Source organism: Stenotrophomonas sp. CASM101 (assembly GCF_049384845.1).
Classification (GTDB): domain Bacteria; phylum Pseudomonadota; class Gammaproteobacteria; order Xanthomonadales; family Xanthomonadaceae; genus Stenotrophomonas; species Stenotrophomonas hibiscicola.
Genome location: NZ_JBMRFR010000013.1, coordinates 39,040 through 62,268 on the forward strand (window position 1 = coordinate 39,040; position 23,229 = coordinate 62,268).

At 66.4% G+C, this 23,229-nt stretch carries 24 protein-coding genes; 17 read left to right on the forward strand and 7 right to left on the reverse strand.

Annotated elements, in window-relative coordinates:
* Positions 1 to 191: 191 nt before the first annotated feature.
* From VG543_RS16150 to VG543_RS16160, 3 genes are read right to left on the reverse strand one after another with little or no spacing between them, the layout of a single operon-like run.
* Positions 192 to 1,625, reverse strand: a complete 1,434-nt coding sequence (locus VG543_RS16150; protein ID WP_423178803.1) for a replicative DNA helicase — start codon at positions 1,623 to 1,625, stop codon at positions 192 to 194.
* Positions 1,625 to 2,380, reverse strand: a complete 756-nt coding sequence (locus tag VG543_RS16155; protein WP_423178802.1) for a helix-turn-helix domain-containing protein — start codon at positions 2,378 to 2,380, stop codon at positions 1,625 to 1,627. The genes VG543_RS16150 and VG543_RS16155 overlap by 1 nt, the downstream gene beginning before the upstream one ends.
* A gap of 38 nt (positions 2,381 to 2,418) precedes the next feature.
* A complete protein-coding gene (locus tag VG543_RS16160; RefSeq protein ID WP_251103574.1) occupies positions 2,419 to 2,757 on the reverse strand; it encodes a hypothetical protein in 339 nt (112 codons plus the stop codon).
* Between the two features lie 497 nt (positions 2,758 to 3,254).
* On the opposite strand from VG543_RS16160, the gene VG543_RS16165 reads away from it, so the two are divergent.
* From VG543_RS16165 to VG543_RS16205, 9 genes are all read left to right on the forward strand, one after another.
* On the forward strand, positions 3,255 to 3,929 hold the full coding sequence (locus VG543_RS16165; protein WP_088470394.1) for a LexA family transcriptional regulator: 675 nt from the start codon (positions 3,255 to 3,257) through the stop codon (positions 3,927 to 3,929).
* A gap of 675 nt (positions 3,930 to 4,604) precedes the next feature.
* The gene (locus VG543_RS16170) at positions 4,605 to 4,742 is read left to right on the forward strand and encodes a carbon storage regulator (RefSeq protein WP_111172627.1); all 138 of its coding nucleotides are present in this window, start codon (positions 4,605 to 4,607) and stop codon (positions 4,740 to 4,742) included.
* A gap of 71 nt (positions 4,743 to 4,813) precedes the next feature.
* A complete protein-coding gene (locus VG543_RS16175; RefSeq protein ID WP_423178800.1) occupies positions 4,814 to 5,200 on the forward strand; it encodes a hypothetical protein in 387 nt (128 codons plus the stop codon).
* Position 5,201: 1 nt separating this feature from the next.
* Positions 5,202 to 5,444 (forward strand): hypothetical protein, encoded by a 243-nt coding sequence (locus VG543_RS16180; RefSeq protein ID WP_100438235.1) that lies wholly within the window; start codon positions 5,202 to 5,204, stop codon positions 5,442 to 5,444.
* 8 nt (positions 5,445 to 5,452) lie between these two features.
* Positions 5,453 to 5,701: a hypothetical protein gene (locus VG543_RS16185; protein ID WP_238379401.1), complete on the forward strand. Its 249-nt coding sequence runs from the start codon at positions 5,453 to 5,455 to the stop codon at positions 5,699 to 5,701.
* Positions 5,698 to 6,012 (forward strand): hypothetical protein, encoded by a 315-nt coding sequence (locus tag VG543_RS16190; RefSeq protein ID WP_238379400.1) that lies wholly within the window; start codon positions 5,698 to 5,700, stop codon positions 6,010 to 6,012. The genes VG543_RS16185 and VG543_RS16190 overlap by 4 nt, the downstream gene beginning before the upstream one ends.
* Positions 5,990 to 6,469: a hypothetical protein gene (locus tag VG543_RS16195; RefSeq protein ID WP_189720430.1), complete on the forward strand. Its 480-nt coding sequence runs from the start codon at positions 5,990 to 5,992 to the stop codon at positions 6,467 to 6,469. The genes VG543_RS16190 and VG543_RS16195 overlap by 23 nt, the downstream gene beginning before the upstream one ends.
* A gap of 256 nt (positions 6,470 to 6,725) precedes the next feature.
* Positions 6,726 to 7,367: a hypothetical protein gene (locus VG543_RS16200; protein ID WP_423178799.1), complete on the forward strand. Its 642-nt coding sequence runs from the start codon at positions 6,726 to 6,728 to the stop codon at positions 7,365 to 7,367.
* A gap of 179 nt (positions 7,368 to 7,546) precedes the next feature.
* On the forward strand, positions 7,547 to 7,744 hold the full coding sequence (locus VG543_RS16205; protein WP_414616877.1) for a helix-turn-helix transcriptional regulator: 198 nt from the start codon (positions 7,547 to 7,549) through the stop codon (positions 7,742 to 7,744).
* Here VG543_RS16205 and VG543_RS16210 read toward each other — a convergent pair.
* Positions 7,671 to 8,870, reverse strand: a complete 1,200-nt coding sequence (locus VG543_RS16210; RefSeq protein ID WP_423178798.1) for a tyrosine-type recombinase/integrase — start codon at positions 8,868 to 8,870, stop codon at positions 7,671 to 7,673. The genes VG543_RS16205 and VG543_RS16210 overlap by 74 nt on opposite strands.
* A gap of 369 nt (positions 8,871 to 9,239) precedes the next feature.
* Here VG543_RS16210 and pyrE point away from each other — a divergent pair, with 369 nt between their 5' ends.
* From pyrE to VG543_RS16250, 8 genes are all read left to right on the forward strand, one after another.
* The gene (gene pyrE / locus VG543_RS16215; protein WP_005420471.1) at positions 9,240 to 9,899 is read left to right on the forward strand and encodes an orotate phosphoribosyltransferase; all 660 of its coding nucleotides are present in this window, start codon (positions 9,240 to 9,242) and stop codon (positions 9,897 to 9,899) included.
* A gap of 18 nt (positions 9,900 to 9,917) precedes the next feature.
* Positions 9,918 to 10,580 (forward strand): hypothetical protein, encoded by a 663-nt coding sequence (locus VG543_RS16220; RefSeq protein WP_155028836.1) that lies wholly within the window; start codon positions 9,918 to 9,920, stop codon positions 10,578 to 10,580.
* A gap of 221 nt (positions 10,581 to 10,801) precedes the next feature.
* Positions 10,802 to 10,894 carry a potassium-transporting ATPase subunit F gene (locus VG543_RS16225; protein WP_005407770.1) on the forward strand — a complete coding sequence of 31 codons (93 nt, stop codon included), beginning with the start codon at positions 10,802 to 10,804 and terminating at the stop codon, positions 10,892 to 10,894.
* A gap of 12 nt (positions 10,895 to 10,906) precedes the next feature.
* On the forward strand, positions 10,907 to 12,616 hold the full coding sequence (gene kdpA, locus VG543_RS16230; protein ID WP_134735225.1) for a potassium-transporting ATPase subunit KdpA: 1,710 nt from the start codon (positions 10,907 to 10,909) through the stop codon (positions 12,614 to 12,616).
* Between the two features lie 10 nt (positions 12,617 to 12,626).
* A complete protein-coding gene (gene kdpB, locus VG543_RS16235) occupies positions 12,627 to 14,684 on the forward strand; it encodes a potassium-transporting ATPase subunit KdpB (protein ID WP_423178797.1) in 2,058 nt (685 codons plus the stop codon).
* A complete protein-coding gene (gene kdpC / locus VG543_RS16240; protein WP_423178796.1) occupies positions 14,681 to 15,331 on the forward strand; it encodes a potassium-transporting ATPase subunit KdpC in 651 nt (216 codons plus the stop codon). Before kdpB ends, kdpC begins: the two co-directional genes overlap by 4 nt.
* A 51-nt stretch (positions 15,332 to 15,382) precedes the next feature.
* Complete coding sequence (locus VG543_RS16245) at positions 15,383 to 18,043, forward strand: ATP-binding protein (protein ID WP_423178795.1); 2,661 nt, start codon at positions 15,383 to 15,385, stop codon at positions 18,041 to 18,043.
* Positions 18,024 to 18,737 carry a response regulator transcription factor gene (locus tag VG543_RS16250; protein ID WP_312543257.1) on the forward strand — a complete coding sequence of 238 codons (714 nt, stop codon included), beginning with the start codon at positions 18,024 to 18,026 and terminating at the stop codon, positions 18,735 to 18,737. Before VG543_RS16245 ends, VG543_RS16250 begins: the two co-directional genes overlap by 20 nt.
* Before the next feature lie 379 nt (positions 18,738 to 19,116).
* Here VG543_RS16250 and VG543_RS16255 read toward each other — a convergent pair whose 3' ends face one another.
* The 3 genes from VG543_RS16255 to coaBC are packed head-to-tail and all read right to left on the reverse strand — an operon-like array spanning position 19,117 to position 23,207.
* Entirely contained in the window at positions 19,117 to 21,462 is a 2,346-nt protein-coding gene (locus tag VG543_RS16255) for a phosphomannomutase/phosphoglucomutase (protein ID WP_032955505.1), read from the reverse strand.
* Between the two features lie 12 nt (positions 21,463 to 21,474).
* A complete protein-coding gene (gene dut / locus VG543_RS16260; RefSeq protein ID WP_423178794.1) occupies positions 21,475 to 21,948 on the reverse strand; it encodes a dUTP diphosphatase in 474 nt (157 codons plus the stop codon).
* Positions 21,945 to 23,207, reverse strand: a complete 1,263-nt coding sequence (gene coaBC / locus VG543_RS16265) for a bifunctional phosphopantothenoylcysteine decarboxylase/phosphopantothenate--cysteine ligase CoaBC (RefSeq protein WP_111097663.1) — start codon at positions 23,205 to 23,207, stop codon at positions 21,945 to 21,947. Before coaBC ends, dut begins: the two co-directional genes overlap by 4 nt.
* Positions 23,208 to 23,229 lie beyond the last annotated feature (22 nt).

Consider the following 23,229-nt stretch of genomic DNA (forward strand, 5'->3'; position numbering starts at 1 on the left):
AGCGGCCAGCCTCTCCATCTGCTCCAACTTCACCGCCTGCTGCCGTGCCAGCGATGCCGACGTGCGGTATGCCTCAGCAGTCGTAGACCGCTGTCCCCGATCCCGCCACAACAGGCGGTCGAGCCGGTCCGCCTGCTTGTCGAGCGTGTCGGCGAAGTGCCTGAGCGCTTGGGACCCCGTTGGGACGAAGCTCATCGGATCCCCCCCGCGTAGGTCTTGCGGCCTGGGCCATAGCTTGTCCGGCGCCGCGGTTGGTCGTCGTTCGCGGCCTCTGGCTTGCGCGGCAGCGGGCCGTCCCAGTTGTCGATGCGCATCTGATCGAAACGGTTCTGCAAGCTGATCCGCTCACCAGCGCGGATGTTGCGCCCCTTTGCAAAGTGCATCTCCACGACGCCCTGGAGATGAGTCTGCTGTTCGGGCGTGTCGTAGTAGTCCTCACGGTGCAGCAGCACGACGACGTCGGCCTTCTGCTCGAGCTCTCCGGACTCGCGCAGGTCGGATAGGGTCGGGCGTCTGTCAGTGCGCCCCGTGACACTCCGGTTCAACTGAGCCAGGGCCACCAGCGGGATTTTCCATTCCTTCGCCAGGTCCTTCCCCTTCTGCAGGATGCGACCGTACTCAAAGCGGGCCATTCGCGGGTCCACGTCGAAGTCGTGGATGTGGTCGATCACAAGCAGCTGCAACGGCTTGCGTTGATGCATGCGCCTTGCACGCGCCTCGAACTGGCGGACGTTCAAGGAGGCGGTGTCATCGATGTACAGGGGCGCTGCCTTGAGGTCTCGAATCGTGGGGGTCATGCGGCTTTGGTAGATCTCGCTGTCCTCGCCGGAATGCCTTGGCCTCGTGACCCACTCGTGGGGGATATGACCAACGGAAGCGACGTTGCGGTCGTGGCAGTCATCGATGCTCATCTCGAGACTGAAGAGCCCGACTGTGAGGCCCTTTAGGGCACTGAACACAGCGACATTCAAGGCAGCAATGCTCTTGCCCATGCTGGGTCGGCCAGCGATCAGGTACGCCGTAGATGGCTGCAGCCCGTGGGTCACGCGGTTGAATTCAGCCCAAGGCGTTTCTAGGCCGGTCAGCCCGCCGCACGAGTGGTATCGCTCTTCCCACCGCTCGTACCACCCGTACATGGTCTCCCCGGCAAGGCGAAGCCCGCCACGCTGGGCTGGCTGCAGCCCTGCAATGTCCTGCGTCAGCTCCGCCAGTAGCTCCGGGAACTCTCGCCCGTCCTGCTGCCGAGCGGATTCCACCGCCTTGCGGCCAACGTCAGCCAACCGGCGCCGACCGGCGTACTGCATGACGATCTCCGCGTACGCGACCACGTTGGCAGCCGAGGGCGTCGTGCTGGCCAGCTCCGTGATGTACGTGCCGTCGCCCACCAGTTCCAGCTTCCCCCGCGATTCAAACCACTCGCCAATGGTCACCGCATCGAACGGACGCTGCTTCTCCGCCAGCGTCCGGATCGATTCGAAGATCAGCTGGTGATCGTGCCGATAGAAGTCCTCAGCAGACAGCGTGTCCGACACAAGCGGCCAAGCTTCCGGGGCCAGCATCAGGCCACCCAGGACAGCCTGCTCCGCCTCAACGCTGTGAGGCGGAAGATTGGGGTCAAAGCGCATCAGCCCTGCCCCCCGTTACGGTTGTTGTGGTAGGTGCCTTCGATGACCTTCAGCAGGTTCTCTTCGGACTTGATCAGCCAGGGCAGGGACACTTGGAAGCTGTTCACCTTGCCCATGAGGTAGTCGCTGCCTCGCATCCACTCGAACAGACCGCGCCACCATTCCACCGACTGCCTCGATGTGTCGGCTTTCCAGCGCGCGCGCAGGTGCTTCTGCCGGCTGTCACTCCACCCCTGGACGACAGGACAATTCGGCAGCTCCCGGTGGTAGGCGGCGATGATCTCCTCGTGGGGGCAGCCGGTGCACGCTTTGCCACCAAGCAGATCGTCCTGCTCAGCCGCCTCATCACCAGCCCCATCGTCACCGGCAGGTGACCCATGGGTTTCTTCTTGATGGTTATATGACGGTTTGGGTGCACGGCGTGCACCCCGTTCGGTCGTGGCGTGCACCCCGTTGGTGTCGTGGCGTGCACCCCGTTCCCCCTCACGGGGTGCATGTGGTGCACCCCGTGACATGACGAGGTCATAGCAAACGGGACGGCGATCGGCAGCCGGGATGTGGGCGGCCACGATTATCTGATTGCCCTTCTTGATGATGCCCGCTTCCAGCAGTTGGGCGAGCCGGACACGCACCGTGCGAACCGCCAAGCCGGTGTCCTGCGCGAGCGTGGATGCCGACGGGAATGCGTTCTTGCCGTCCTTGTCCGCATAGTTGGCGAGGCAGAGCAACACGTGCCGGGAAATCGAGTCGGTCACGTCCTGCTGGTCCAGCGCCCATGTCATTGCCTGAACACTCACGCCGATGCCCCCGAGACTTCCGGGAATGCGGCAATCATCAACGTGGCGAAGGCGCCCAAGTGCTCTGCGGTGATCCAGCGCTTGCTGGACATTTGCTGGATCCACTCCAGCGCCTGCTGCGGGCCGGAACAGTAGAAGTCGTAGGTAGGTTCGTCGCCCGGGCGAGTCCGGTCGTAGATCTCTACCGCGATTCGGCCGTCGGGAAGGCGCTCCTGCAGCTTGACCAAGGGCCTGGCATGGCGCTCCTGGATGCGAGTAAGCGCTTCCTGCATGACTTCGCCATAGGGACGCGGTCCCTGGCCATGCAGGTTTGCATCGGATTCGTGGTGTGGCATAGTGGCCTCGCTCTGAACGAAGCCTCCGCGCATGTCTGCCCGACAGCGGGGGCTTCGTCGTATCTGGACGTTGGGTTCTCGCGCCAGACACCCGAGCGGCCACTACCACGCCAGGGATGCACGCTTTCCTTCACTGCGCCCGGGCCGTTCCGTCGACCTCAGCAGAGTTGATTACCCAGCCGCGACTGGGGCAGCCCCGGCTACGACATTGCCATCGGCGTCGAATTTGTCGGGGAACTTGGCTTGGAAGAACAGCGCCCAGGGCCGGGGAATACCCCGCCTGCGCCACTGGCTGATTGAAGGGGCTCTGACGGAGCACAAGGCAGCGACTCGCTTCGTGCCCCCGAGGGAATCGATCAGTTGCGATGCCTGTACGGGATCGCTGATCGCGGAAACGTGGGTAGTCGTGGTCATGGCGAAGGAAATTAGCAGTTCCTAATTTACTTTACAACGACTTCGTGCGTAACATTGCCTAATTCCATTCACAGACCCTAACCATGGATCTCTCAACCCGGCTTCGCACGGCGCTGGCGCGCGCAGGCGTCTCTCAACTTGAACTGGCCAAGGCCGTTGGGGTTTCCGCCCCGAGTGTGAGCGGCTGGCTGAGCGGGAAATCGCAGTCGATCAGGGGGGATGCCTTGGTCAAGGCTGCGCGCGTCCTTGGGGTTCCGGCCTTGTGGCTTGCAACAGGCGAGGGCTCTATCGACGACGCTCCGGACGCGCCGCCGCTCTCCGTCCGTGAGACACCCCCCGGATACCTTCGGCTCGAGCTACTAGATGGAGCAGCAGGCATGGGCGCAGGGGTCGTGAATGAGGAATTCCCGGAAGTTATTCGGAGCATGGATTACGCCGAATGGGATATCCGGCAACGCCTGGGCTATCTGCCGAAACCAGGCCGACTCAAGCTCATCACTGGTCGGGGCCCGTCGATGGCGCCGATCATCAACAACGGCGACGTAGTCATGGTCGACACCGCCGTCGACTACTTCGATGGCGACGCCATCTACGTGATCAATATTGGCGGCGAAACTCAGATCAAGGGGCTGCAGCGCCGGTCCGACGGCGTGTACATCGTTAGTGCCAACCCGCTCTTCCCGCCCTACGCGGCGCCGGAAGACTTGTTCATCGCGGGCAAGGCGGTGGTCCAGTACAGCGCGCGTCAGATCGCCTAATGCGGATTTCTGAACAAGTTTAGAAATTAGTCAAAGTAAATTAGCTATCCCTATTGCATGTCCGATTAGCAATGCCTAATCTAGCCCTGTCGCCGCAACCCGCGGTTGATGGGAGCCACAGAGATGCACGCAACAAGGGACCTCTGGCGCAGTAAGCACAGACTGGTGCGCCAACTGAACACTCTTCGGAAGCGCTATGAGAGCCGTCTTCCGAACCGAGGCTTCAGCCTTCTCGATCATGCCGACCAGGCGACTGTCTTGGTCGCATTCCCGGACGTCGATCCCCTACTGCTGCCGGTTGAGCATCGTCTCCGCTGCTTTCGAGGCGGATTCGGCTATCGCCTCGGGACGCGCTCGAGGTTGCCGGGATGAACTCCAACTGCCGCTGCATTCAAGCCAGTTACGCCCACGGATCGGACCGGAAGGTCTCTACGCTGATTCGCGTGGGTTGGGTCCTGGTTGCCCTCGCCGCGTCGGTCGTCGTCCCACTGCGAGTCGCAGAGATCGTTGCCGCGAACCACCCCAGCGCCGTTTTTTGCGTTGCCGCACCGAGTGACGCATCTATCCCGACTTTTGCAGTTTCTCACGCCAACCAGAACCAAGGAAACCTGAAAAGTGAGTAGGAAATCCCTGACAGATCAGCAGAGCAGCGATCGCCCTGTCGCCGGCTGCCGAGTGATCAAGCAGTACGAGGAGGGCGAGATCCACATCGGCGACAGCATCCACCTTGTCGTTCTCGCAGCGCGCGACGGGAAAGCCCGTATCGGCATCCAGGCGCCGCGCCATTTGGAAATCACCGCACCAAAACAGTGACGGCCCGAGCGCGTCAACGCCCGAGCCGTCAGCCACGCCGCCCCGCAATCGACCAGATCAAGGAAGCACACATGGCGAAGACCAGTGTACCCCCGGCAGCGCCTGCCGAAGCCCCACGCCTCGCAGACGGTGAGCACTACCTCACCTCCATGTGGCGGGACAACCCACTCTCCGAATTCCTGACGAATAGGCTCGTGAGGGTAGACCGGAACACCAAGGCATCCGTAGCCATCATGGCGGTCCTGCGCCGCGACTTCACGGCCAGCCAGGATGCTCGGGATACCTGCCCTGAAGACGAGCCAGTCCTTCACGACAAGCTGAGTGAGCACATCGTGGATGGGCTGATGCTGGCCGTCGAAAGCCTGCTGGACGAAACCGAAGCCTTGCTCGACTACGTCCGCGAGAACCAGAGCGACGTCTGCCGCCACCCCTTGAAGAAGGAGAACGCCCGTGTCTGAGATGACCGTCACCAAGGAAGAAGCGTTCAGCCTGATCCCGGTGCAGGAAAATGCGCCACTTTTCAAGGTATGCGCCGGGATCGACACCGCTCATAGCGACCTGAAGGCCAGCATCTACTTCGACTACGTCCGGCGGCAACTGAGCAACCTGGGCAGCGACATGGTCACTGACGACGACATGTTCGTTCTCGCTGACCTCCTCGAAATGTGCAAAGCGCTTCGATGCGCGGGGGGTGCCCGGTGAGCGGCGCGGTGGAAGCAGCGAAGACCACTGAGATGGCGATTCCAAACTCGCCGCTCGTAGTTGCCGCTGGCTGTGACCTGGATCTGGCATTGAGCAAGGCAAGGCTGCTCACCGACCACGTGCAGGAGCTGCTCTGGCAGGGCATGCGGCAGGCCGATGGGAAAGACGTTTCCTTCGGCTACGACACGGTCGTGACGATGGATTTCCTTCTCGACATTGTGACTGGCCTGTATCGGGCCGCGGGAGCAGAAGCATGAGCATGTTCGATGATCTGCTGGATATGACTCACGTGGAGCAGGAGCCGGACTTCCTGATTGACGCCAAGGGCGTGCGTTGCCTTCGCCGGGCGATCACGTTCGGACTCCACGCACTGGTGCAAGTCCAGAGGGCCAAAGAGGCGGTGAGCGCTGCCGATGGCAACGGCCAGCAATGGCCGGACGATATTCGGCTCGCGATGCCTGGCGAGTCGTTTGCCTCGAGCATCGAAGAACTGGCCGACGCCCTGCTCTGGATCGAGTACGCCAGCCACGTGAAGGAGGTGCGTAATGACGCTGCAGCTGATCACTGAACTGCGGTCCGCCGCTGCCACCCTTCGCCGCCCCGGTGGCTCGACCACCGACCGGATCAGCGCCGAGCTGCTTGAACGGGCGGCCCAGACCATCGCGGTGCTGCAGCGCGCGCCGCTGCCGGCCACCACCGTCACGGATCTGCTACCGATCTTGCAGGACGGTTGGACGCTGGAGGACTACGGGACCTGGGCGATTCGTGCGGCCGAGCGTGCACACGGAATCGGCACCAATGTCCCGCACCCACCGCCGCCCGCCTGGTCCGAGGCCCCGGACGGCTACAACTACCGGGCGATGGACAGCGATGGCCGCTGGTGCTGGTTCAAGCGCCGACCCTATACCGAGACGTTTGGCAGCTATGACGGCTGGGACTGCGACGAAGGCATCCGCGAGGCTCGCGGGCTGAGCTTCTTCCCACGCTGGGCCGAGACGGTGGAAGAACGTTCGGAGGTGGCCTGATGGGCAGCTTGGATTGGGTCGAGATTGCGGATGGCCTACCCGACGACGAGGAGACGGTGGTCGTGCACGTAGTAATGGCAGCTGGAAGCGCGCACGCGAAGAGAGTTGGGGCGGAGGAAGGATGGCAGGGGTTCGGCATAGGCACCTTCTGGACTGGCAGCGACGAGCAGTGGGAGGTCTACGGGATCGCTGGTGAGGTCACTCGGTGGGCGAGAATTTCGCGCCCTGCGCTTGCCGTGAGGGGTGAGCCGTGGGTATGACCGGTAATCGAGCGAGGGAGCGATCAGCCAAGCAGCTCAAGCCGAACCTCACACAGGCTCAAACCAACCACCTGCGCAGGCTGCTGGCATGGGTTCGCGGCGAAGTCGGGCAGACGCCGCAGGAGATGGTCGAAACGCTCAGGGGACTCGGGCCGATGCCTGAGCCCAGCGCCGAGGCAAAGACGCGCCTGGTGGACAGTTACAAGCGGGCCGAAGCGGTGCCTAAGTACGTGCGGGCCGCAGTGAAGGCGTTGGAGAAGCTGCTGGTCAAGCAGGAGGGCGCCATCGTGGACGTTGAAGCAGGCCCCGGCTTCGGTGCAGGGTTCGAAATCGACGCCACGCGCCACGTCCTGCTGCCGGTCGTGCGCCGAGCAGGGCCGGCTGCAGCGCCGCCGCCTGTCCTCTCGTCTCCGCAGCCGTGGACGGATCAGGCGCCGACGGAACCGGGCTGGTACAGATTCACCTGCGAGGAAATTGATGGCGCGATCGAGCGCGTGCTGGTGGTGGCCGAACGCCTCACTGGTCAGCTGCTCGCCGTGGACACCGAGATGGGAACGCTGGCCTTACAGCATTACCACGACGGCCTGACCAATCCGCGCTGGAAGAAGGTGGGGGGGCCGACCAATGGCATGGATTGACCGACTTGTCTGGCGCATCACCGCGCGCAACTGGCTCAGCTGGCCGACGGAGCGCCGCCACCGGCTGACCGGCCGCTACCAGCACATTCGCTACAACGAGAACGGCCGTTGGAAGGACGGCCGGCTACCGAAAGAAGGAGGCCCGCATGGCCGCTGATACGATCGACCCCATCCTCAAAATGCCCGCGGTGGTGAAGATCACTGCTCTGTCCGAATCCTCGATCCGCCGGGGCATGCGCAATGGCACGTTCCCGGCGTGCAAACGACTCGGGCCGCGTGCGATCGGCTGGCCAGAATCGGTGATCAGGGCTTGGGTTGCCGGGACTGGCGCTGCTTCTGCTTCGCCAAGTGATCAGCCCACCGGTCCATCATCTTGATCCGATCGGCCAGAAACTCGGCGTGGTTGTAGGCCGCGCCGGTCTTGTTCGTCTTGGCGTGCGCCAACTGCATGTCCACCACGGCCGACGGGTAGCCGGCCTCATGAAGCCAGGTCGACGCGGTCGCGCGGAAGTCGTGGCCAGAGATCTCATCCATACCAAGGTACTTCAGGCCCATGTTCACCGCCTCGCGTGACATGGGCTTCTTCGGATCCCGCTGATTGGGGAACAGGTAGGTTCCGGCGCCGGTGATCCCCTGCAGTTCACGGAGGAGCGCGACAGCGCGCGGGGCCAGCGGCACCCAGTGCTTGCGGCGCTTCTTCATCTCGCCGGCATCGATCTTCAGCAGCGGCGGCTCAGCTTCCCAGTCAATGTTCACCCACTTGGCGGTCCGCAGCTCCTTGGTGCGGACGAAGGTGAGCGCCAGTAGCTCAATCGCAATGGCCGTCTCACGGTTCCCGGGGTACGTCTCCAGGCCAGCGAGCAGCTTGCCCATTGTTGCGGCGGAGTGCGCCACAGCGTGTGTCACGGGCGGCTTCTTGATCGCGCGGCGCACGGGGTGAGTCGGGTCCGCGTCGGCGCGCAGGTTGACGATCGCATGCTCGAACACGGAGGACAGTGTCTGCCGGGTAACGATGGCCACGTGGGGACCGGCTTTCTCGGCCTTTCGCAGCAGCTTCAACACATCAGCAGGCGTCACCTCACGGATCGGCCACTTGCCAATGTCCGGCAGGATCCGCTGGTCCAGGTAGCGCCTTGCCCGGTCTCTGTGCGAGGCTGACCAACCCTTCTCCGCGCTCGAATACCATTCCTCGGCGTTCTCAGCGACCGTGTTGAGCGCGTTCTCTTCGCTGCGGGCCTTGGCGATCTTCCGTTGCAGCACTGGATCCTGCCCAAGCTTCACCTGCGACTTGGCCTGGCGCATCGCAGCGCGCGCGTCCGCCAAGCTCACGTCCCGCAGGCTACCGATGGCCAGCAGCCTCTGCTTGGAATCGAGGCGATAGGCGTACCGCCACAGCTTCGATCCGTTGGGCCGGATTTCGAGGAACAGCCCACCACCATCGCTCAGTCGGTAGGGCTTCTCTGCCGGCTTTGCGCCGCGAATCTTGAAGTCTGTAAGAGCCATCGAACGTCGTCCGTCCCTGTACGCATTGTGGGTCAGATGATACCAACATCCGTACCAACAATTTCGTGCACTCTTATGACGGCTCGTGATCCTTGCTGAATGCAAAATCCAGCCGAAATGGCCGAAAACAAGGCAGTTTCAGCAAGTCGATGACAGCTTGTGATTTCTCATGATTGCCGTGACCACATTCAAACTGATGATGCGCATGCAAGGGACCTACGACAGGAAACCGGGCAAGCATACCGGTTGCCCGCGGGGCTGCGCAGTCTGCCCGGCCAGGCCGCGACGCCCTTCACACGGGTCCGGACGAGCGCGAAACGCCCAGCTGGATTAGGATTTATGCTCCAAATGAAGATGAATCGAGTTTTGATGAGCGACCACCGCCACCGTTTCCTGCAGCTGGCCCTGACCGCCGACGCCCTGCGCTTCGGCCAGTTCACCCTCAAGTCCGGCCGGCTGAGCCCCTATTTCTTCAACGCCGGTCGTTTCGACTCCGGTTCGCTGCTGTCGCAGCTCGGCGCCTGCTACGCCGATGCCATCGATGCCAGCGGGATCAAGTACGACGTGGTGTTCGGCCCGGCCTACAAGGGCATTCCGCTGGCCACCGCGATGGCCTGCGAGCTGGCCCAGCGTGGCCGTGACCTGCCGCTGTCGTTCAACCGCAAGGAAGCCAAGGACCATGGCGAAGGCGGCCAGCTGATCGGCGCGGACATGAATGGCAAGCGCGTGCTGATCGTCGATGACGTGATCACCGCCGGTACCGCGATCCGCGAAGCGCTGGGCATCATCCGCGCCGCCGGTGGCACCCCGGCCGGCATCGTGGTGGCGCTTGACCGCCAGGAGATCGCTTCGGAAACCGATCGCCGTTCGGCGGCGCAGTCGGTGGCCGAAGAGGCCGGCATTCCGGTGATTGCCGTGGCATCGCTGGCCGATCTGCTTGATTTCGCCTCCGGCAACCCGGAACTTGTGGGTTACCGTCAGCCGCTGGAAGCCTACCGGGCCCAGTACGGCGTTCGTTCGATCCGCTGACCGACCAGGGGAAAGGTCATGTCCCGAGTTCCTGCTGTTCTCCTTGCCGGCCTGCTGCTGGCCATGCCGTTCACGCTGCCGGCGCAGTCGCGGGGTGGAGACAAGGTGGAGAAGAAGCTGTACTGCTGGAACGAGGGCAAGGAGCGGATCTGCAGTGATTCGCTGCCGGCCGATGCGGTGAACCATGCCCGCGAGGAATTCAACGCGAAAAGTGGCCTGCGCAATGCGCAGGTCCAGCGCGCGTTGACCGACGAAGAGCGTGCCGCCGCCAGCACGGTGGCCGCGCAGCAGCAGCTGGACCTGATGGCTGCGCAGACCCGCCAGCGCACCGAGCAGGCGATGCTGACCACCTATGGCAGCGAGGACGACCTGCGCCGGGTGTTCGCCGAACGCCAGGAAGTGCTGGACAACAACCTGAAGACAGCCGAGTACAACGTCACCAGCCTGCGCGAATCGCTGGTGGCGCTGCTGTCGGCCGCCGGTGACCGCGAACTGGCCGGTGGCAAGGTGGCCGACAAGCAGGCCGAGGCGATCCGCCAGCGGCATGTACAACTGCAGTCGCAGCAGCGCCTGCAGGCCGGGTTCCTGCAGCAGCAGCAGGCGTTGAAGGCCGAAATTGAAAGCACCCTCCAGCGCTATCGCGAGCTGAAGGGCGTGGCGCCGGCGAGCCAGGCCCCGTGATTCGCTTGTAGAGCCGAGCCCATGCTCGGCTCCGCGTGACCTTGGGAAAGAGCAGCCGAGCATGGGCTCGGCTCTACAGTAGTCGGCACCTGGTTACGGCTTGGCCCACGAAATTTATGCACTCTTTACGCGTCGGCCCGGTCCGGCGCGTAGTGCGTTTATGGGCGGCAGGACGACGATGGCGGCCTGAGGTGGAGGGGTTCCACCAGGACGCTATTGCAATGTCCCCCTGGCTGTCGTTGTTGTGTGGCGTGCTGGTGCTGGTCGCCGCCGCCTATCTTCTTTATGTCGTGCTGCGGCCCGAGTCGTTCTGAGCGGAGCCGGCCATGACTGAGATGCTTGTGATTATTGCCGCCAGCCTGCTGCTGGCGTGGCCGCTGGGCCTGTACCTGGCCCGCGTGATGCGTGGCACGCCGATGAAGGTCGACGTGCTGTTCCACTGGATCGAGAAGCCGCTGTACCGGATGTTCGGTGTTGATCCGGTACGTTCGATGTCCTGGCGCGGCTACGTGCTGGCCTTCGTGCTGAGCAACGTGGTGGTCGCGGTACTGACCCAGGCGGTGTTCATGACCCAGGCCTGGCTGCCGCTGAATCCGGACCAGATCCCGAACATGCGCTGGGACACCGCGCTGCATACGATGATCTCGTTCCTGACCAACACCAACCAGCAGCACTATTCTGGCCAGGCGCAGCTGTCCTACCTCTCGCAGATGACCGGCATCACCGGCCTGCAGGTGGTGACGCCGATGATGGGCCTGGCGCTGGCGGTGGCCACGCTGCGCGCGTTGTTCTCGCGCGCGCCGCAGGCTGCGGCGGCCACCGGTGCCGGCGACGACCGCCAGGTGGCGGTGGGCAACTACTATGTGGATGTGGTGCGCCTGTGCGTGCGCTTCCTGTTGCCGCTGTGCCTGGTGTGGACGCTGCTGCTGACCAGCCAGGGCGTGCCCTCGACGATGGCCGGTGGGCCGCAGGCCTCGCCGATCGATGCCAGCGCCGGCATGGCCCAGCAGAAACTGCCGCTGGGCCCGGTGGCAGCGATGGTCGCGGCAAAGCAGCTTGGCGCCAACGGTGGCGGCTGGTACGGCCCGAACAGCAGCTTCCCGCTGGAGAACCCCACCCCGCTGTCGAACGCGCTGGAGATCGTCGGCATCCTGCTGGTGCCGATGGCGGTGATCTTCATGATCGGTGCGTTCACCGGCCGGCGCCGGTTCGGCGCCCTGGTGTTCAGCTGCATGCTGGGCATGTCGCTGCTGTCCACCGGCGCGATGATGTGGAGTGAAGGGCACAGTGCCAGCGCCGCCACGCCGCTGCTGATGGAAGGCAAGGAGGTGCGCTTCGGCGCCGACGGCACGGCGCTGTGGGCCGCGGTGACCACCCAGGTTTCCAACGGCTCGGTCAACGGCATGCATGACTCGCTGGCGCCGCTGAGTGGCGGCATCGCGATGGTCAACATGCTGGTCAGCGCGATCTGGGGCGGCATCGGCTGTGGCCTGCAGCAGTTCATCGTGTACCTGCTGCTTGGCGTGTTCCTGGCCGGGTTGATGACCGGGCGTACGCCGGAACTGTTCGGCCGCAAGCTGGAAACGCCACAGGTACGCCTGCTGGCCCTGCTGGTGTTGCTGCAGCCGATCACCCTGCTGGTGTTCACCGCGATCACCCTGGCCGTGCCCGGGCTGGCCGCTACCTCCAACCCGGGCTTCCATGGCATCAGCCAGGTGTTCTACGAGTACGTCTCGGCCTACGCCAACAACGGCTCGGGCTTCGAGGGGCTGGGCGACGCCACGCTGTGGTGGAACCTGAGCTGCTCGCTGGTGCTGCTGCTGGGCCGCTTCCCGCTGCTGATCATCCCGCTGGTGGTGGCCGCACAGCTGGCCGCCAAGCGCCAGGCGCCGGAGTCTGCCGGCAGCCTGCAGATCGAAACCCCGACCTTCGCCCTGACCCTGGTCTCGGTGATCGTCATCCTGACCGTGCTGCAGTTCATGCCGGCGCTGGTACTCGGCCCGATCGCCGACCACCTCAGCCTGGGACTGCACTAAGGACACCCCGATGAGTACCCACGCAAGTTCCACCCGTAGTTCCCTTGCCCCGCGCCCTGCGCTGCTTGATGGCGCCGGCCTGCGCCGTGCGCTGGTCGAAGCAGTACGCAAGCTCTCGCCGATGCACCTGGTGCGCAGCCCGGTGATGGCGGTGGTGATGGCTGGCACGATCGTCGCGGCCATCGTCACACTGACCGGTAATGCGCCGCTGGGCTTCGGCCTGGCAGTGACCGCGATCCTGCTGGTGACCGTGTTGTTCGGCAATTTCGCCGAAGCAGTGGCCGAGGCGCGTGGCCGTGGCCAGGCCGCGTCACTGCGCCGTGCCCGCCAGGACCTGGTGGCACGCCGGCTGGCGGCGCCGCAGCCGGGTGCCGCAGAAGCCCAGGTGCCGGCCGCCGAACTGCGCCCGGGCGACCATGTGATCGTCAGTGCCGGTGAGCTGGTGCCGGCCGATGGCGAGATCGTGCAGGGCCTGGCCACCATCAACGAGGCGGCGGTGACCGGCGAATCCGCCCCGGTGCTGCGCGAGGCCGGTACCGACCGTTCCGGCGTGATCGGCGGCACCAAGGTGCTGTCCGACCAGATCATCGTGCGGGTGACCGCCGAGCCGGGGCACAGCTTCCTGGACCGGATGATTGCCCTGGTGGAGGGTGCCAACCGGCAGAAGACGCCGAACGAGATCGCGCTGACCCTGCTGCTGGCGGCGATGACGCTGACCTTCCTGGTGGTGGTGGCGACGCTGCCGGCGATCGGCGCGGCGGTAGGCGTGCAGGTCGATCCGCTGCTGCTGATCGCGCTGCTGGTATGCCTGATCCCGACCACCATCGGCGGCCTGCTGCCGGCCATCGGCATCGCCGGCATGAACCGTGCGCTGGCTGCCAACGTGCTGGCCAAGTCGGGCAAGGCGGTGGAAGTGGCCGGCGACGTCGACGTGCTGCTGCTGGACAAGACCGGCACCATCACCTACGGCGACCGCCAGGCCAGCCACTTCCATCCGTTGGCCGGCATCGACGCCAGCCAGCTGCGTGAAGCGGCGCTGCTGTCCTCGCTGGCCGACCCGACCCCGGAAGGCAAGTCGATCGTACGCCTGGCGCGCGAGCAGGGTTGCGCCACCGCCGAGCCGGACCATGCCGAGTACCTAGCGTTCAGTGCACAGACCCGCATGTCCGGCGTGGACCTGGAACATGGCCGGCAGATCCGCAAGGGTGCCGCCGATGCGATCCGCGCCCACGTACAGGCGCTGGGCGGCAACGTGCCGGCGGAACTGGCCGGTCGCGTCGAGCAGGTGGCGCGCAATGGCGCCACCCCGCTGGTGGTGGCCGAGGGTCGCCACGTGCTGGGCGTGATCGAGCTGTCGGACGTGGTCAAGCACGGCATGCGCGAGAAGTTCGCGCAGCTGCGCGCGATGGGCATCCGCACGGTGATGATCACCGGCGACAACCCGCTGACCGCCGCTGCCATCGCTGCCGAAGCCGGCGTCGATGACTACATCGCCGAGGCCCGCCCCGAGGACAAACTGGCGCGCATCCGCCAGGAGCAGGCCGGCGGCCGGCTCGTGGCGATGGTCGGCGACGGCACCAACGACGCCCCGGCACTGGCCCAGGCCGACATCGGCCTGGCGATGAACTCCGGTACGCAGGCGGCGAAGGAGGCCGGCAACATGGTCGACCTCGATTCGGACCCGGCCAAGCTGCTGGCGGTGGTGGAAGTGGGCAAGCAGCAGCTGATCACCCGCGGCGCGCTGACCACCTTCTCGCTGGCCAACGACGTCTCCAAGTACTTCGCGATCCTGCCGGCGCTGTTCGCCGCTGCCGTGCCGACCATGGCCGCACTGAACGTGATGCAGCTGTCGAGCCCGCGCAACGCAGTGCTGGCGGCACTGATCTTCAACGCCCTGGTGATTCCCGCCCTGATTCCGCTCGCCCTGCGTGGCGTGCGCTTCCGCCCGGCCACCGCAACGGCGCTGCTGCGCCGGAACATGCTGGTGTACGGCCTCGGCGGCGTGCTGCTGCCGTTCGCGGCGATCAAGGCGATCGACCTCCTTCTTGTCCTGGTATTCGGCGCATGAACCGTACTGTTTCCACTTCGTCTTCCCTTCCCCGCGGACAGAAAGCCGAGGCCCGCGTGGCGAGCCTGCAGGATGGCGCAAGCTGGCGCCCGGCGATCGGCCTGGGCCTGGCCACCCTGCTGCTGGCCGGCGCGGTCTACGCCGGCGTCGCCACCGGCTTCGCCGGCCTGGCCTACCCGACCCAGGCCGAGGGCAGCCTGCTGCGCGACGGCAACGGCCAGGTGCGCGGCTCGGCGTGGCTGGCGCAGCCGTTCACCGGTGATGGCTACTTCCAGGCGCGTCCGTCGGCGGCCAACTACGACCCGATGGCCGCGGCCGGTTCCAACATGGCGCGCAGCAATCCCGCGCTGGCCGAGCGCGTCGCTGCCAGCACCGCTGCGGTGGCTGCACGGGAAGGTGTCGCGCCAGCGCAGGTTCCGGCCGAGCTGGTAACCCAGTCCGGCGGCGGTCTCGATCCGCAGTTGTCGCCGGCCGCCGCACAGCTGCAGGTGTCGCGCGTAGCGCGTGCCCGTGGCCTGCCGGTGGAGCGCGTGCAGGCACTGGTGAAGGCCCATACCGAAGGGCGCCAGTGGGGCCTGTTCGGCCAGCCACGGGTGAACGTGGTGACGCTGAACTTCGCGCTGGACCATGCAGCCAAGGCACCGTGATGCCGGCCTGCACCGGCTGCGCGCACAATGGCAGCCATGACAGCGGCCCCCATGACTGATGCACGTACCCGCCAGGCCGATGCCCTGGTTGAAGGCCTGCAACGCGAAGCCGGCGGCAAGCTGACCGTGTTCCTCGGTGCGGCGCCGGGCGTGGGCAAGACCTACACCATGCTGACCCGCGCGCAGGAACAGCTGCGCCGCGGCGTCGACCTGGTGGTGGGCCTGGTGGAAACCCATGGACGCACCGATACCCAGGCCCTGCTGGAGGGCCTGCCGCAGCTGCCGCTGAAGGACGTGGCCTATCACGGCCATGCCCTGCAGGAGATGGACCTGGACGCCGTGCTGGCACGGCATCCGGCGCTGGTGCTGGTGGATGAACTGGCCCATCGCAACGCGCCGGGCAGCCGCCATGAGCGGCGCTGGCAGGATGTGATGGAGCTGCTGGACGCCGGCATCGACGTCTGGACCACGGTCAACATCCAGCATCTGGAAAGCCTCAACGACGTGGTGATGCGGATCACCGGCGTGCGCGTCAGCGAGACCGTGCCCGACGGCGTGCTCGACCGCCTGCACGACATCGTGCTGGTCGATCTGCCGCCGCGCGAACTGATCGCTCGCCTGCAGCAGGGCAAGGTCTATGTGCCCGAACAGGCCGCTCAGGCCCTGCAGGCGTTCTTCTCGCCGGCCAACCTGACCGCGCTGCGCGAACTGGCGATGCAGGAAGCCGCCGACCGCGTCGACAGCAGCCTGCGCGAAACCCGCGCCGCGCGTGGCGAAGGCAATCTGCCCCTCCGTCGCGGCGTTCTGGTGGCCATCGACGGGGGCGGCCAGAGCGAATACCTGGTGCGGGTGGCGCGGCGCATCGCAGAGCGCCGCGACGCACCGTGGACGGTAGTGACCGTGCAGGGCCGGCGCCAGGACGAGGCGACCCGGCGCGAGATCGATGCGGCCTTTGCGCTGGCAAGGCGGCTGGGCGGCGACGCCGAACTGCTGCATGGATCGAGCATTGCCGATGCCCTGCTCGACCACGCCGCACACAACGGCGTGTCGACCCTGGTGCTGGGCCGTACCCGCGAACGTCCACTGGCACGGATGTTCAACCGCACCCTGACCCAGCAGCTGATCCAGCGTGGCGCGCATTACGAGATCACCATCATCAGCACGCCGCAGGCACGCGCACGCTCGCGCCGCGAGAGCCTGCTGCCGCCGATGCGCGGCATCAGCTACGAGCCTGCACAAGCCCTGATCGCGACCGCATTGGCCTGTGCGGTGGCGTGGCTGGCCGAACACTGGGTGGGCATGGCCGACCTGTCGATGGTGTTCATCGTGGCGGTGGTGCTGGTGGCCGCACGCACGCGCGCCAGCGTGGCGGTGATGGCGGCGATCCTGTGCTTCCTCGCCTACAACTTCCTGTTCATCGCGCCCCGCTTCACCTTCGCCATCGGTGCACGCCAGGGTGTGATCACCGTGTTCCTGTTCCTGGCCGCGGCACTGGTGGCCGGGCGCCTGGCCTCGCGCCTGCGCATGCAGGTCATCGCGCTGCGTGCGGCCAACCGGCATGCGCGTGCGCGCCAGCAGCTGGGGCGGCAGCTGGCCAGTGCGGCCGGCAATGGCGAGGTGGCACAGGCGGGTCGGCACGCACTGGAACAGGCCATGGACGTACCTGCGTGGCTGCGGATCGGCGCCGATACCGCAACCGGTGGCCGTTCGCAGCCGGGCGATACCGATCTGGCCGCCGCCGACTGGGCCCTGCGCCACGGCCAGCCCAGCGGCCGCTTCACCGACACCCTGGCCGGTGCGCAGTGGTGGTTCCTGCCCCTGCTGGATGGCGAAGACCGCGCCATCGGCGTGGCTGGCCTGTACCTGCCCGGCGCGCAGGCGCGCCTGCTGCCCGAACAACGGCAGCTGGCCGAGGCGATGGTGGATGACATCGCGCAGGCCGCATTGCGCACCCGCCTGGTGGCCGAACTGGAGCAGGCGCATGTCAGCAACGAAACCGAGCGGCTGCGCTCGGCCCTGCTCTCTTCGGTGTCGCACGACCTGCGCTCGCCGCTGGCGGCGATGATCGGTTCGGCCGACAGCCTGGCCAGCTATGGCGCGGCGATGGATACGGCCGATCGCCGTGCTCTGCTGGACACCATACTGATAGAAGGCGAACGGCTGGATCGCTACATCCAGAACCTGCTGGACATGACCCGCCTCGGCCACGAAGGGCTGAAAATCAACCGCGACTGGATCGGCGTGGACGAACTGATCGGCTCGGCGGCGCGGCGCCTGCAGCGCTACCAGCCAAAGGTGCGGCTGGAGCTGGACATTCCAGCCACGCTGGCACCGATCTGGGTGCACCCGGCGCTGGTCGAACAGGCCGTGTTCAACGTGATGGAGAACGCGGCCAAGTTCTCGCCGCCCGACGCCGCAGTGCAGGTACAGGCGCGCGAGCTGGACGGCCAGCTGCGCATCGACGTGATCGACGCCGGCCCCGGCATTCCCGATGACGAGCGCGCGCGCATCTTCGACATGTTCTACAGCGTCGAGCGCGGTGACCGAGGCCGCCACGGCACCGGCCTGGGCCTGACCATCTGCCAGGGCATGATCGGTGCGCATGGCGGCAGCGTGCAGGCGCTGCCCGGACGCGACGGTCGCGGTACCCTGATCCGCATCACCCTGCCCCTGCTCAAGCCAGCCTCCCACGATGAGCCCGACCCCGATTGATGCCAGCGTGCCGGCCGCACGCGTGCTGGTGATCGATGATGAAACCCAGATCCGCCGGTTCCTGGACATCAGCCTGCGCGCGCAAGGCTACCAGGTGCGGCAGGCCGCCACCGGCCAGGAAGGCCTGCAGCTGGCCGCCAGCGAGGACATGGACCTGGTGATCCTGGATATCGGCCTGCCGGACATGGAAGGCCACGAGGTCCTGGAACAGCTGCGCCAGTGGAGCCAGGTGCCGGTGATCATGCTGACCGTGCGCGCCGGCGAAGCCGAGAAGGTGCGCGCACTGGATACCGGCGCCAACGACTACGTGACCAAGCCGTTCGGCACGCAGGAACTGATGGCGCGCGTGCGGGCGCTGCTGCGCACGCGCAGCGTGCCGACCGATGGCACACCGCCGGTGTTCGACGATGGCCATCTGCATGTGGACCTGGTGCGCCGTGAAGTGGCACTCGATGGTGAACCGGTGGCGCTGACCCGCAAGGAATACGCGCTGCTGTCGCTGCTGCTGCGCAATGCCGGGCGCGTGGTGACCCAGCCGCAGATCCTGCAGGAGATCTGGGGGCCGACCCACCAGCACGACACCCATTACCTGCGCATCCTGGTCGGCAAACTGCGGCACAAGCTGGGTGATTCAGCGCTGGATTCGCGCTACCTGTTCACCGAGCCGGGCGTGGGATTGCGGTTCAAGGGGTGAAAGCGTGCCGACCAGCGGTCGGCACCCACCATGCGTGGATGAACATCCAGCGAAGAGCATCCACGCATGGCGTGGATCTACCGCGTCGACCAAGGTCGGCACCTACCAACAGCCGCCGGAATCTGTCAGAGGTGGGGCGGTGTCGGAGTGCGGGGTGTCAGCCGCATGGGCCCGAGGCATGCCTCGGGCGGGTTGGGCAGGACGCCCAACCCCGGGCTTGCCGTGTGCGCAGGACAGCGCACACGAGCAAGCGGCGACCGAGCTTACATGGACGTACTTGCAGCGTCCCCCGTAACCGGACCCACCCCGCATCCTACGGATAGCCGGCCTTTGACGTTGACGTTGATTCGGCGGGTGCCGGGCGCCGCCCGGCCCCACCTCAGAACCCCAGCGGGGTGTCGCCCAGCACCGGCTGCAGCTGGCTGCGGAACAGCGCCTGGATGCGTTCCAGTGCGGCCTCGTCGTTGCCCTCGAAGCGCAGCACCAGCACCGGCGTGGTGTTGGAGGCCCGCACCAGGCCCCAGCCATCGGGGAAGTCCACGCGCAGGCCGTCGATGGTCGACAGTCGGCCGCCGACATACGGGTTGTCCGGCGACTGCGCCGCCGCCACCAGCATTGCCACCAGCGCATGCGGCGTGCCGTCGGCCACCGGCACCTTCAGCTCCGGCGTGGCGACCATCTCCGGCAGCTCTGCCAGTACCTCATCCGGGGTCTCCTCGCGCTGGGCCAGGATCTCCAGCAGGCGCGCCGCCGCATACAGGCCATCGTCGAAACCGAACCAGCGCTCCTTGAAGAAGAAGTGGCCGCTCATCTCGCCAGCCAGTTCGGCATCGGTCTCGCGCATCTTCGCCTTCATCAGCGAATGCCCGGTCTTCCACATCAGCGGGCTGCCACCATTGCGCAGCACGTGGTCGGACAGCTTTCCGGTGCACTTCACGTCGTAGATCACCATCGCGCCGGGGTTGCGCATCAGCACGTCGGCGGCGAACAGCATCAGCAGACGGTCGGCATAGATGATTTTGCCGTCAGCACTGACCACGCCCAACCGGTCGCCATCGCCATCGAAGGCGACGCCGAGGTCGGCCCCGAAGCGCTTGACCGTCTGCACCAGGTCTTCCAGGTTGGCCGGTTCGCTCGGGTCGGGATGATGGTTGGGGAAGGTACCGTCGACATCGCAGTACAGCGGAATGACTTCAGCACCGATGGCTTCCAGCAGTTGCGGTGCCAGTGCGCCGGCCACGCCGTTGCCGGCATCGGCCACGACCTTCAGCGGACGGTCCAGCTGCACGTCGTCGGCGATGCGCTGGATGTAGTCGGCACTGACATCGCGCTGCTGGTAATCGCCCGGCTCCGCAGCCTGTACCAGGCGGCCCTCGACGATGCGCGCGTAGAGATCGGTGATGGCATCGCCGGACAGCGTCTCGCCGCCGATGACAACCTTGAAACCGTTGTACTCGGGCGGGTTATGACTGCCGGTCACCGCCACGCAGGTGCCGGTACGCAGGTGGAAGGCGGCGTAGTACACCACCGGAGTCGGCGCCAGGCCGATGTCGATCACCGCACAACCGGCGCGGCGCAGGCCCTCGGCCAATCCTGCGGCCAGTTCCGGGCCGGACAGGCGGCCATCGCGACCGATCACCACCTCGCGCAGGCCCTGCTCCAGTGCCACGGTACCGATGGCCTGGCCGATCAGCGCGGCGGTCTTCGGCGTCAGTTGGCTGCCCACCACGCCGCGGATGTCGTAGGCGCGGAAGATACCGGCCGCCAGTTCCTCGGCCGGAACCGGCGGCGGGGGCGGCGGTGCACTTTCAGTGGTGCTGGCCCCGGCCACCGGCGGCGGCGCCATCTGCAGGCTCTCGCTCAGGGTCGGGCCATGATCCGCTTCCGCCACGGCCGCACGCCGCGGCAGCGGCAGCGTCTTCGGCAGGCGGCCGCGACCCACCACCAGCAGCACGGCGATGAACGCCAGCAGCAGCGCAACGATGGCGCTGGCCAGCGAACCCAGGCCCAGCGGACCGGGTTCGATATTGGGTACCGCGGCCACCAGCCGCAACGGGGTACCCGGGATCGGCCGCGCCAGGACTTCGGCACTTTCGGCCAGGCTGGCATCGCCCAGGGCGACGAGGTCATGCGCGCCCTGGCGCAGGCCAAGGAAACCGGCCGATGGCGCACTCACCTGGTCCAGCGGCGAGGTCAGGCGCAGCAATGGCTGGCGCACGTAGAGCACTGCCGGGCCCAGGCTGCCCAGCGGCACCGGTGCCGCCAGGCCAAGACGATTGCCACCCCCATCGCGGACCACGCGCAGGCTGGGGCCGGCCTCGGCAAGCGCTCCTTCCAGCAACGCCAGGCGGGCATAGCCGAACGTGGCCGGGTCGGCGTAGGCATTGGCCAGATCGGCGGTCAGCACTTCAGCATGCTCGACGCCGGTCCAGCTCTCGCGGACCGCGAGTGCCGCCGCAGCGGCATCGCCGGCCTGCAGCGCCTGCTGCACGCGCTCGTTCTTCAGCTGCTGCTGCAGCTGCTTCAGCTGGCCGGCGGCGGCCTCCTGCAGGCCCTGCACAGCCTGGTCGCGCGCAGCTTCCAGCGCCTGGCCGTTGGCCTCCTGGCGCCATTGCTGCACCGCGCTCCATCCGAACCAGCCGGCCAGCAGGACCAGCAGCACCCCCAGTAGTGGTGCACTGCGTCCCAACGACCGTCCCCGCTGTCCTTCCCCGATGCCGCTCATCGATGTCCCCTGTCAACGCACCCCGGTATGGCCGAATCCACCCGTTCCGCGCACGCTGTCGGTGAAAGTATCCACCACCTGCAGGCTGACGCGGGCAATCGGCACCACCACCAGCTGCGCGATGCGATCACCCGGCTCGATGGTGAACGCCTCGCGGCCGCGGTTCCAGACGCTGATCAGCAGCGGTCCCTGGTAGTCGGCGTCGATCAGGCCGGTGCCATTGCCGAGCACGATGCCGTGGCGGTGGCCGAGCCCCGAACGCGGCAGGATCAACGCGCACAGGTGCGGGTCGGCGATGTGGATGGCCAGGCCACTGGGCACCAGCGCGGTGTCGCCCGGCTGCAGGGTCAGCGCGGTATCCAGCGCCGCGCGCAGGTCCATGCCGGCGCTGGCTTCGGTGGCGTAGGCCGGCAGCGGCCAGCTGTCGCCAAAGCGCGGATCGAGCAGCTTGACCTGCAGGGGTTGGGAAGTGAAAGCCTGGGTCATGCCTGGAGTCTCCGCGCGATCAGCGCCAGCAGTTGTTCGGCCAGCTCGCGCTTGGAGGTGGCCGGGAATACCTGTTCACCGTCCTGCCAGAAGGCAGTGGCTGCATTGTTGTCGCTCTCGAAACCACCGCCGCTGATGCCGACCTGGTTGGCGATCACCAGGTCAAGGCGCTTGTCGACCAGCTTGCCACGCGCATACTTCTCCACGTCGTGGGTTTCGGCGGCAAAGCCGACCACCAGCTTCAGCGACTGCGTCTGCGCGGCAACTTCGGCCAGGATGTCCGGCGTGCGCACCAGCTCGATCACCAGCGACTGGCTCTCGGCGGTCTTCTTCAGCTTCTGCGGTGCAACCTGGCGCGGTGTGTAGTCGGACACCGCAGCGGCACCGATATAGATGTCGGCCGGCAACGACTTCAGCACGGCATCACGCATCTGCGCGGCCGAGCGCACGTCCACACGCTGCACGCCGGGAGGCGTCGGCAGCTGCACCGGGCCGCTGACCAGCACCACCTGGGCGCCCATCGTCGCGGCGGCCGCAGCCAGGGCAAAGCCCATCTTGCCGCTGCTGCGGTTGCCGACGTAGCGCACCGGATCGATGTCTTCATAGGTCGGGCCAGCGCTGATCAGCAGGCGCAGGCCCTGCAGCGCGTGGGTTTCCGGTGCGGCAACCGCCGCTGCAGCACTGCCATTGGCCGCCAGCGCGGCGACGATGTCGCCGGGCTCGGCCAGACGACCCGGACCGGATTCGCCTTCGGCCAGCGGACCGTCGACCGGGCCGATCACCTGCGCGCCGCGCTGGCGCAGCAGGGCGATGTTGGCCTGGGTGGCCGGATGCAGCCACATGCGGTGGTTCATCGCCGGGCAGATCGTCAGCGGCGCGGTGCTGGCCAGGCACAGGGTGCTGACCAGGTCATCGGCGTGGCCCTGGGCCAGCCGCGCGAGCAGATCGGCGGTACCTGGGGCGACCACGATGCGATCGGCCCAGCGCGCCAGTTCGATATGGCCCATGGCCTGTTCGGCGGCGCTGTCCCACAGCGTGGTGCGGGTCGGCTGCCCGGACAGCGCCTGGAAGCTGAGCGGAGTGACGAACTGCTGGGCACCGGCAGTCATCGCCACCTGCACCTGGGCACCGGCGTCGCGCAGGCGCCGCACCAGTTCCAAGGCCTTGTAGGCCGCGATCCCGCCTCCGACGCACAACAGCAGTTTCTGACCTTCCAGCGCGCGGGCCGGCGCGGGAGAAGCGTTGGGGGAGTCAGCCACCTGGAATTCCTGTGCAAACGAG

What these genes read in the sequence shown, in the direction of transcription:
- VG543_RS16255 (WP_032955505.1), bottom strand. Translation starts at nt 21,462, where the DNA reads ATGAGCGGCATCGGGGAAGGACAGCGGGGACGGTCGTTGGGACGCAGT.
- VG543_RS16210 (WP_423178798.1), bottom strand. Translation starts at nt 8,870, where the DNA reads ATGGCTCTTACAGACTTCAAGATTCGCGGCGCAAAGCCGGCAGAGAAG.
- VG543_RS16180 (WP_100438235.1), top strand. Translation starts at nt 5,202, where the DNA reads ATGACCGTCACCAAGGAAGAAGCGTTCAGCCTGATCCCGGTGCAGGAA.
- kdpA (WP_134735225.1), top strand. Translation starts at nt 10,907, where the DNA reads ATGACTGAGATGCTTGTGATTATTGCCGCCAGCCTGCTGCTGGCGTGG.
- VG543_RS16175 (WP_423178800.1), top strand. Translation starts at nt 4,814, where the DNA reads ATGGCGAAGACCAGTGTACCCCCGGCAGCGCCTGCCGAAGCCCCACGC.
- VG543_RS16225 (WP_005407770.1), top strand. Translation starts at nt 10,802, where the DNA reads ATGTCCCCCTGGCTGTCGTTGTTGTGTGGCGTGCTGGTGCTGGTCGCC.
- VG543_RS16160 (WP_251103574.1), bottom strand. Translation starts at nt 2,757, where the DNA reads ATGCCACACCACGAATCCGATGCAAACCTGCATGGCCAGGGACCGCGT.
- VG543_RS16220 (WP_155028836.1), top strand. Translation starts at nt 9,918, where the DNA reads ATGTCCCGAGTTCCTGCTGTTCTCCTTGCCGGCCTGCTGCTGGCCATG.
- dut (WP_423178794.1), bottom strand. Translation starts at nt 21,948, where the DNA reads ATGACCCAGGCTTTCACTTCCCAACCCCTGCAGGTCAAGCTGCTCGAT.
- VG543_RS16245 (WP_423178795.1), top strand. Translation starts at nt 15,383, where the DNA reads ATGACTGATGCACGTACCCGCCAGGCCGATGCCCTGGTTGAAGGCCTG.
- VG543_RS16205 (WP_414616877.1), top strand. Translation starts at nt 7,547, where the DNA reads ATGCCCGCGGTGGTGAAGATCACTGCTCTGTCCGAATCCTCGATCCGC.
- VG543_RS16195 (WP_189720430.1), top strand. Translation starts at nt 5,990, where the DNA reads ATGACGCTGCAGCTGATCACTGAACTGCGGTCCGCCGCTGCCACCCTT.
- pyrE (WP_005420471.1), top strand. Translation starts at nt 9,240, where the DNA reads ATGAGCGACCACCGCCACCGTTTCCTGCAGCTGGCCCTGACCGCCGAC.
- kdpC (WP_423178796.1), top strand. Translation starts at nt 14,681, where the DNA reads ATGAACCGTACTGTTTCCACTTCGTCTTCCCTTCCCCGCGGACAGAAA.
- VG543_RS16165 (WP_088470394.1), top strand. Translation starts at nt 3,255, where the DNA reads ATGGATCTCTCAACCCGGCTTCGCACGGCGCTGGCGCGCGCAGGCGTC.
- VG543_RS16250 (WP_312543257.1), top strand. Translation starts at nt 18,024, where the DNA reads ATGAGCCCGACCCCGATTGATGCCAGCGTGCCGGCCGCACGCGTGCTG.
- VG543_RS16150 (WP_423178803.1), bottom strand. Translation starts at nt 1,625, where the DNA reads ATGCGCTTTGACCCCAATCTTCCGCCTCACAGCGTTGAGGCGGAGCAG.
- VG543_RS16190 (WP_238379400.1), top strand. Translation starts at nt 5,698, where the DNA reads ATGAGCATGTTCGATGATCTGCTGGATATGACTCACGTGGAGCAGGAG.
- kdpB (WP_423178797.1), top strand. Translation starts at nt 12,627, where the DNA reads ATGAGTACCCACGCAAGTTCCACCCGTAGTTCCCTTGCCCCGCGCCCT.
- VG543_RS16200 (WP_423178799.1), top strand. Translation starts at nt 6,726, where the DNA reads ATGACCGGTAATCGAGCGAGGGAGCGATCAGCCAAGCAGCTCAAGCCG.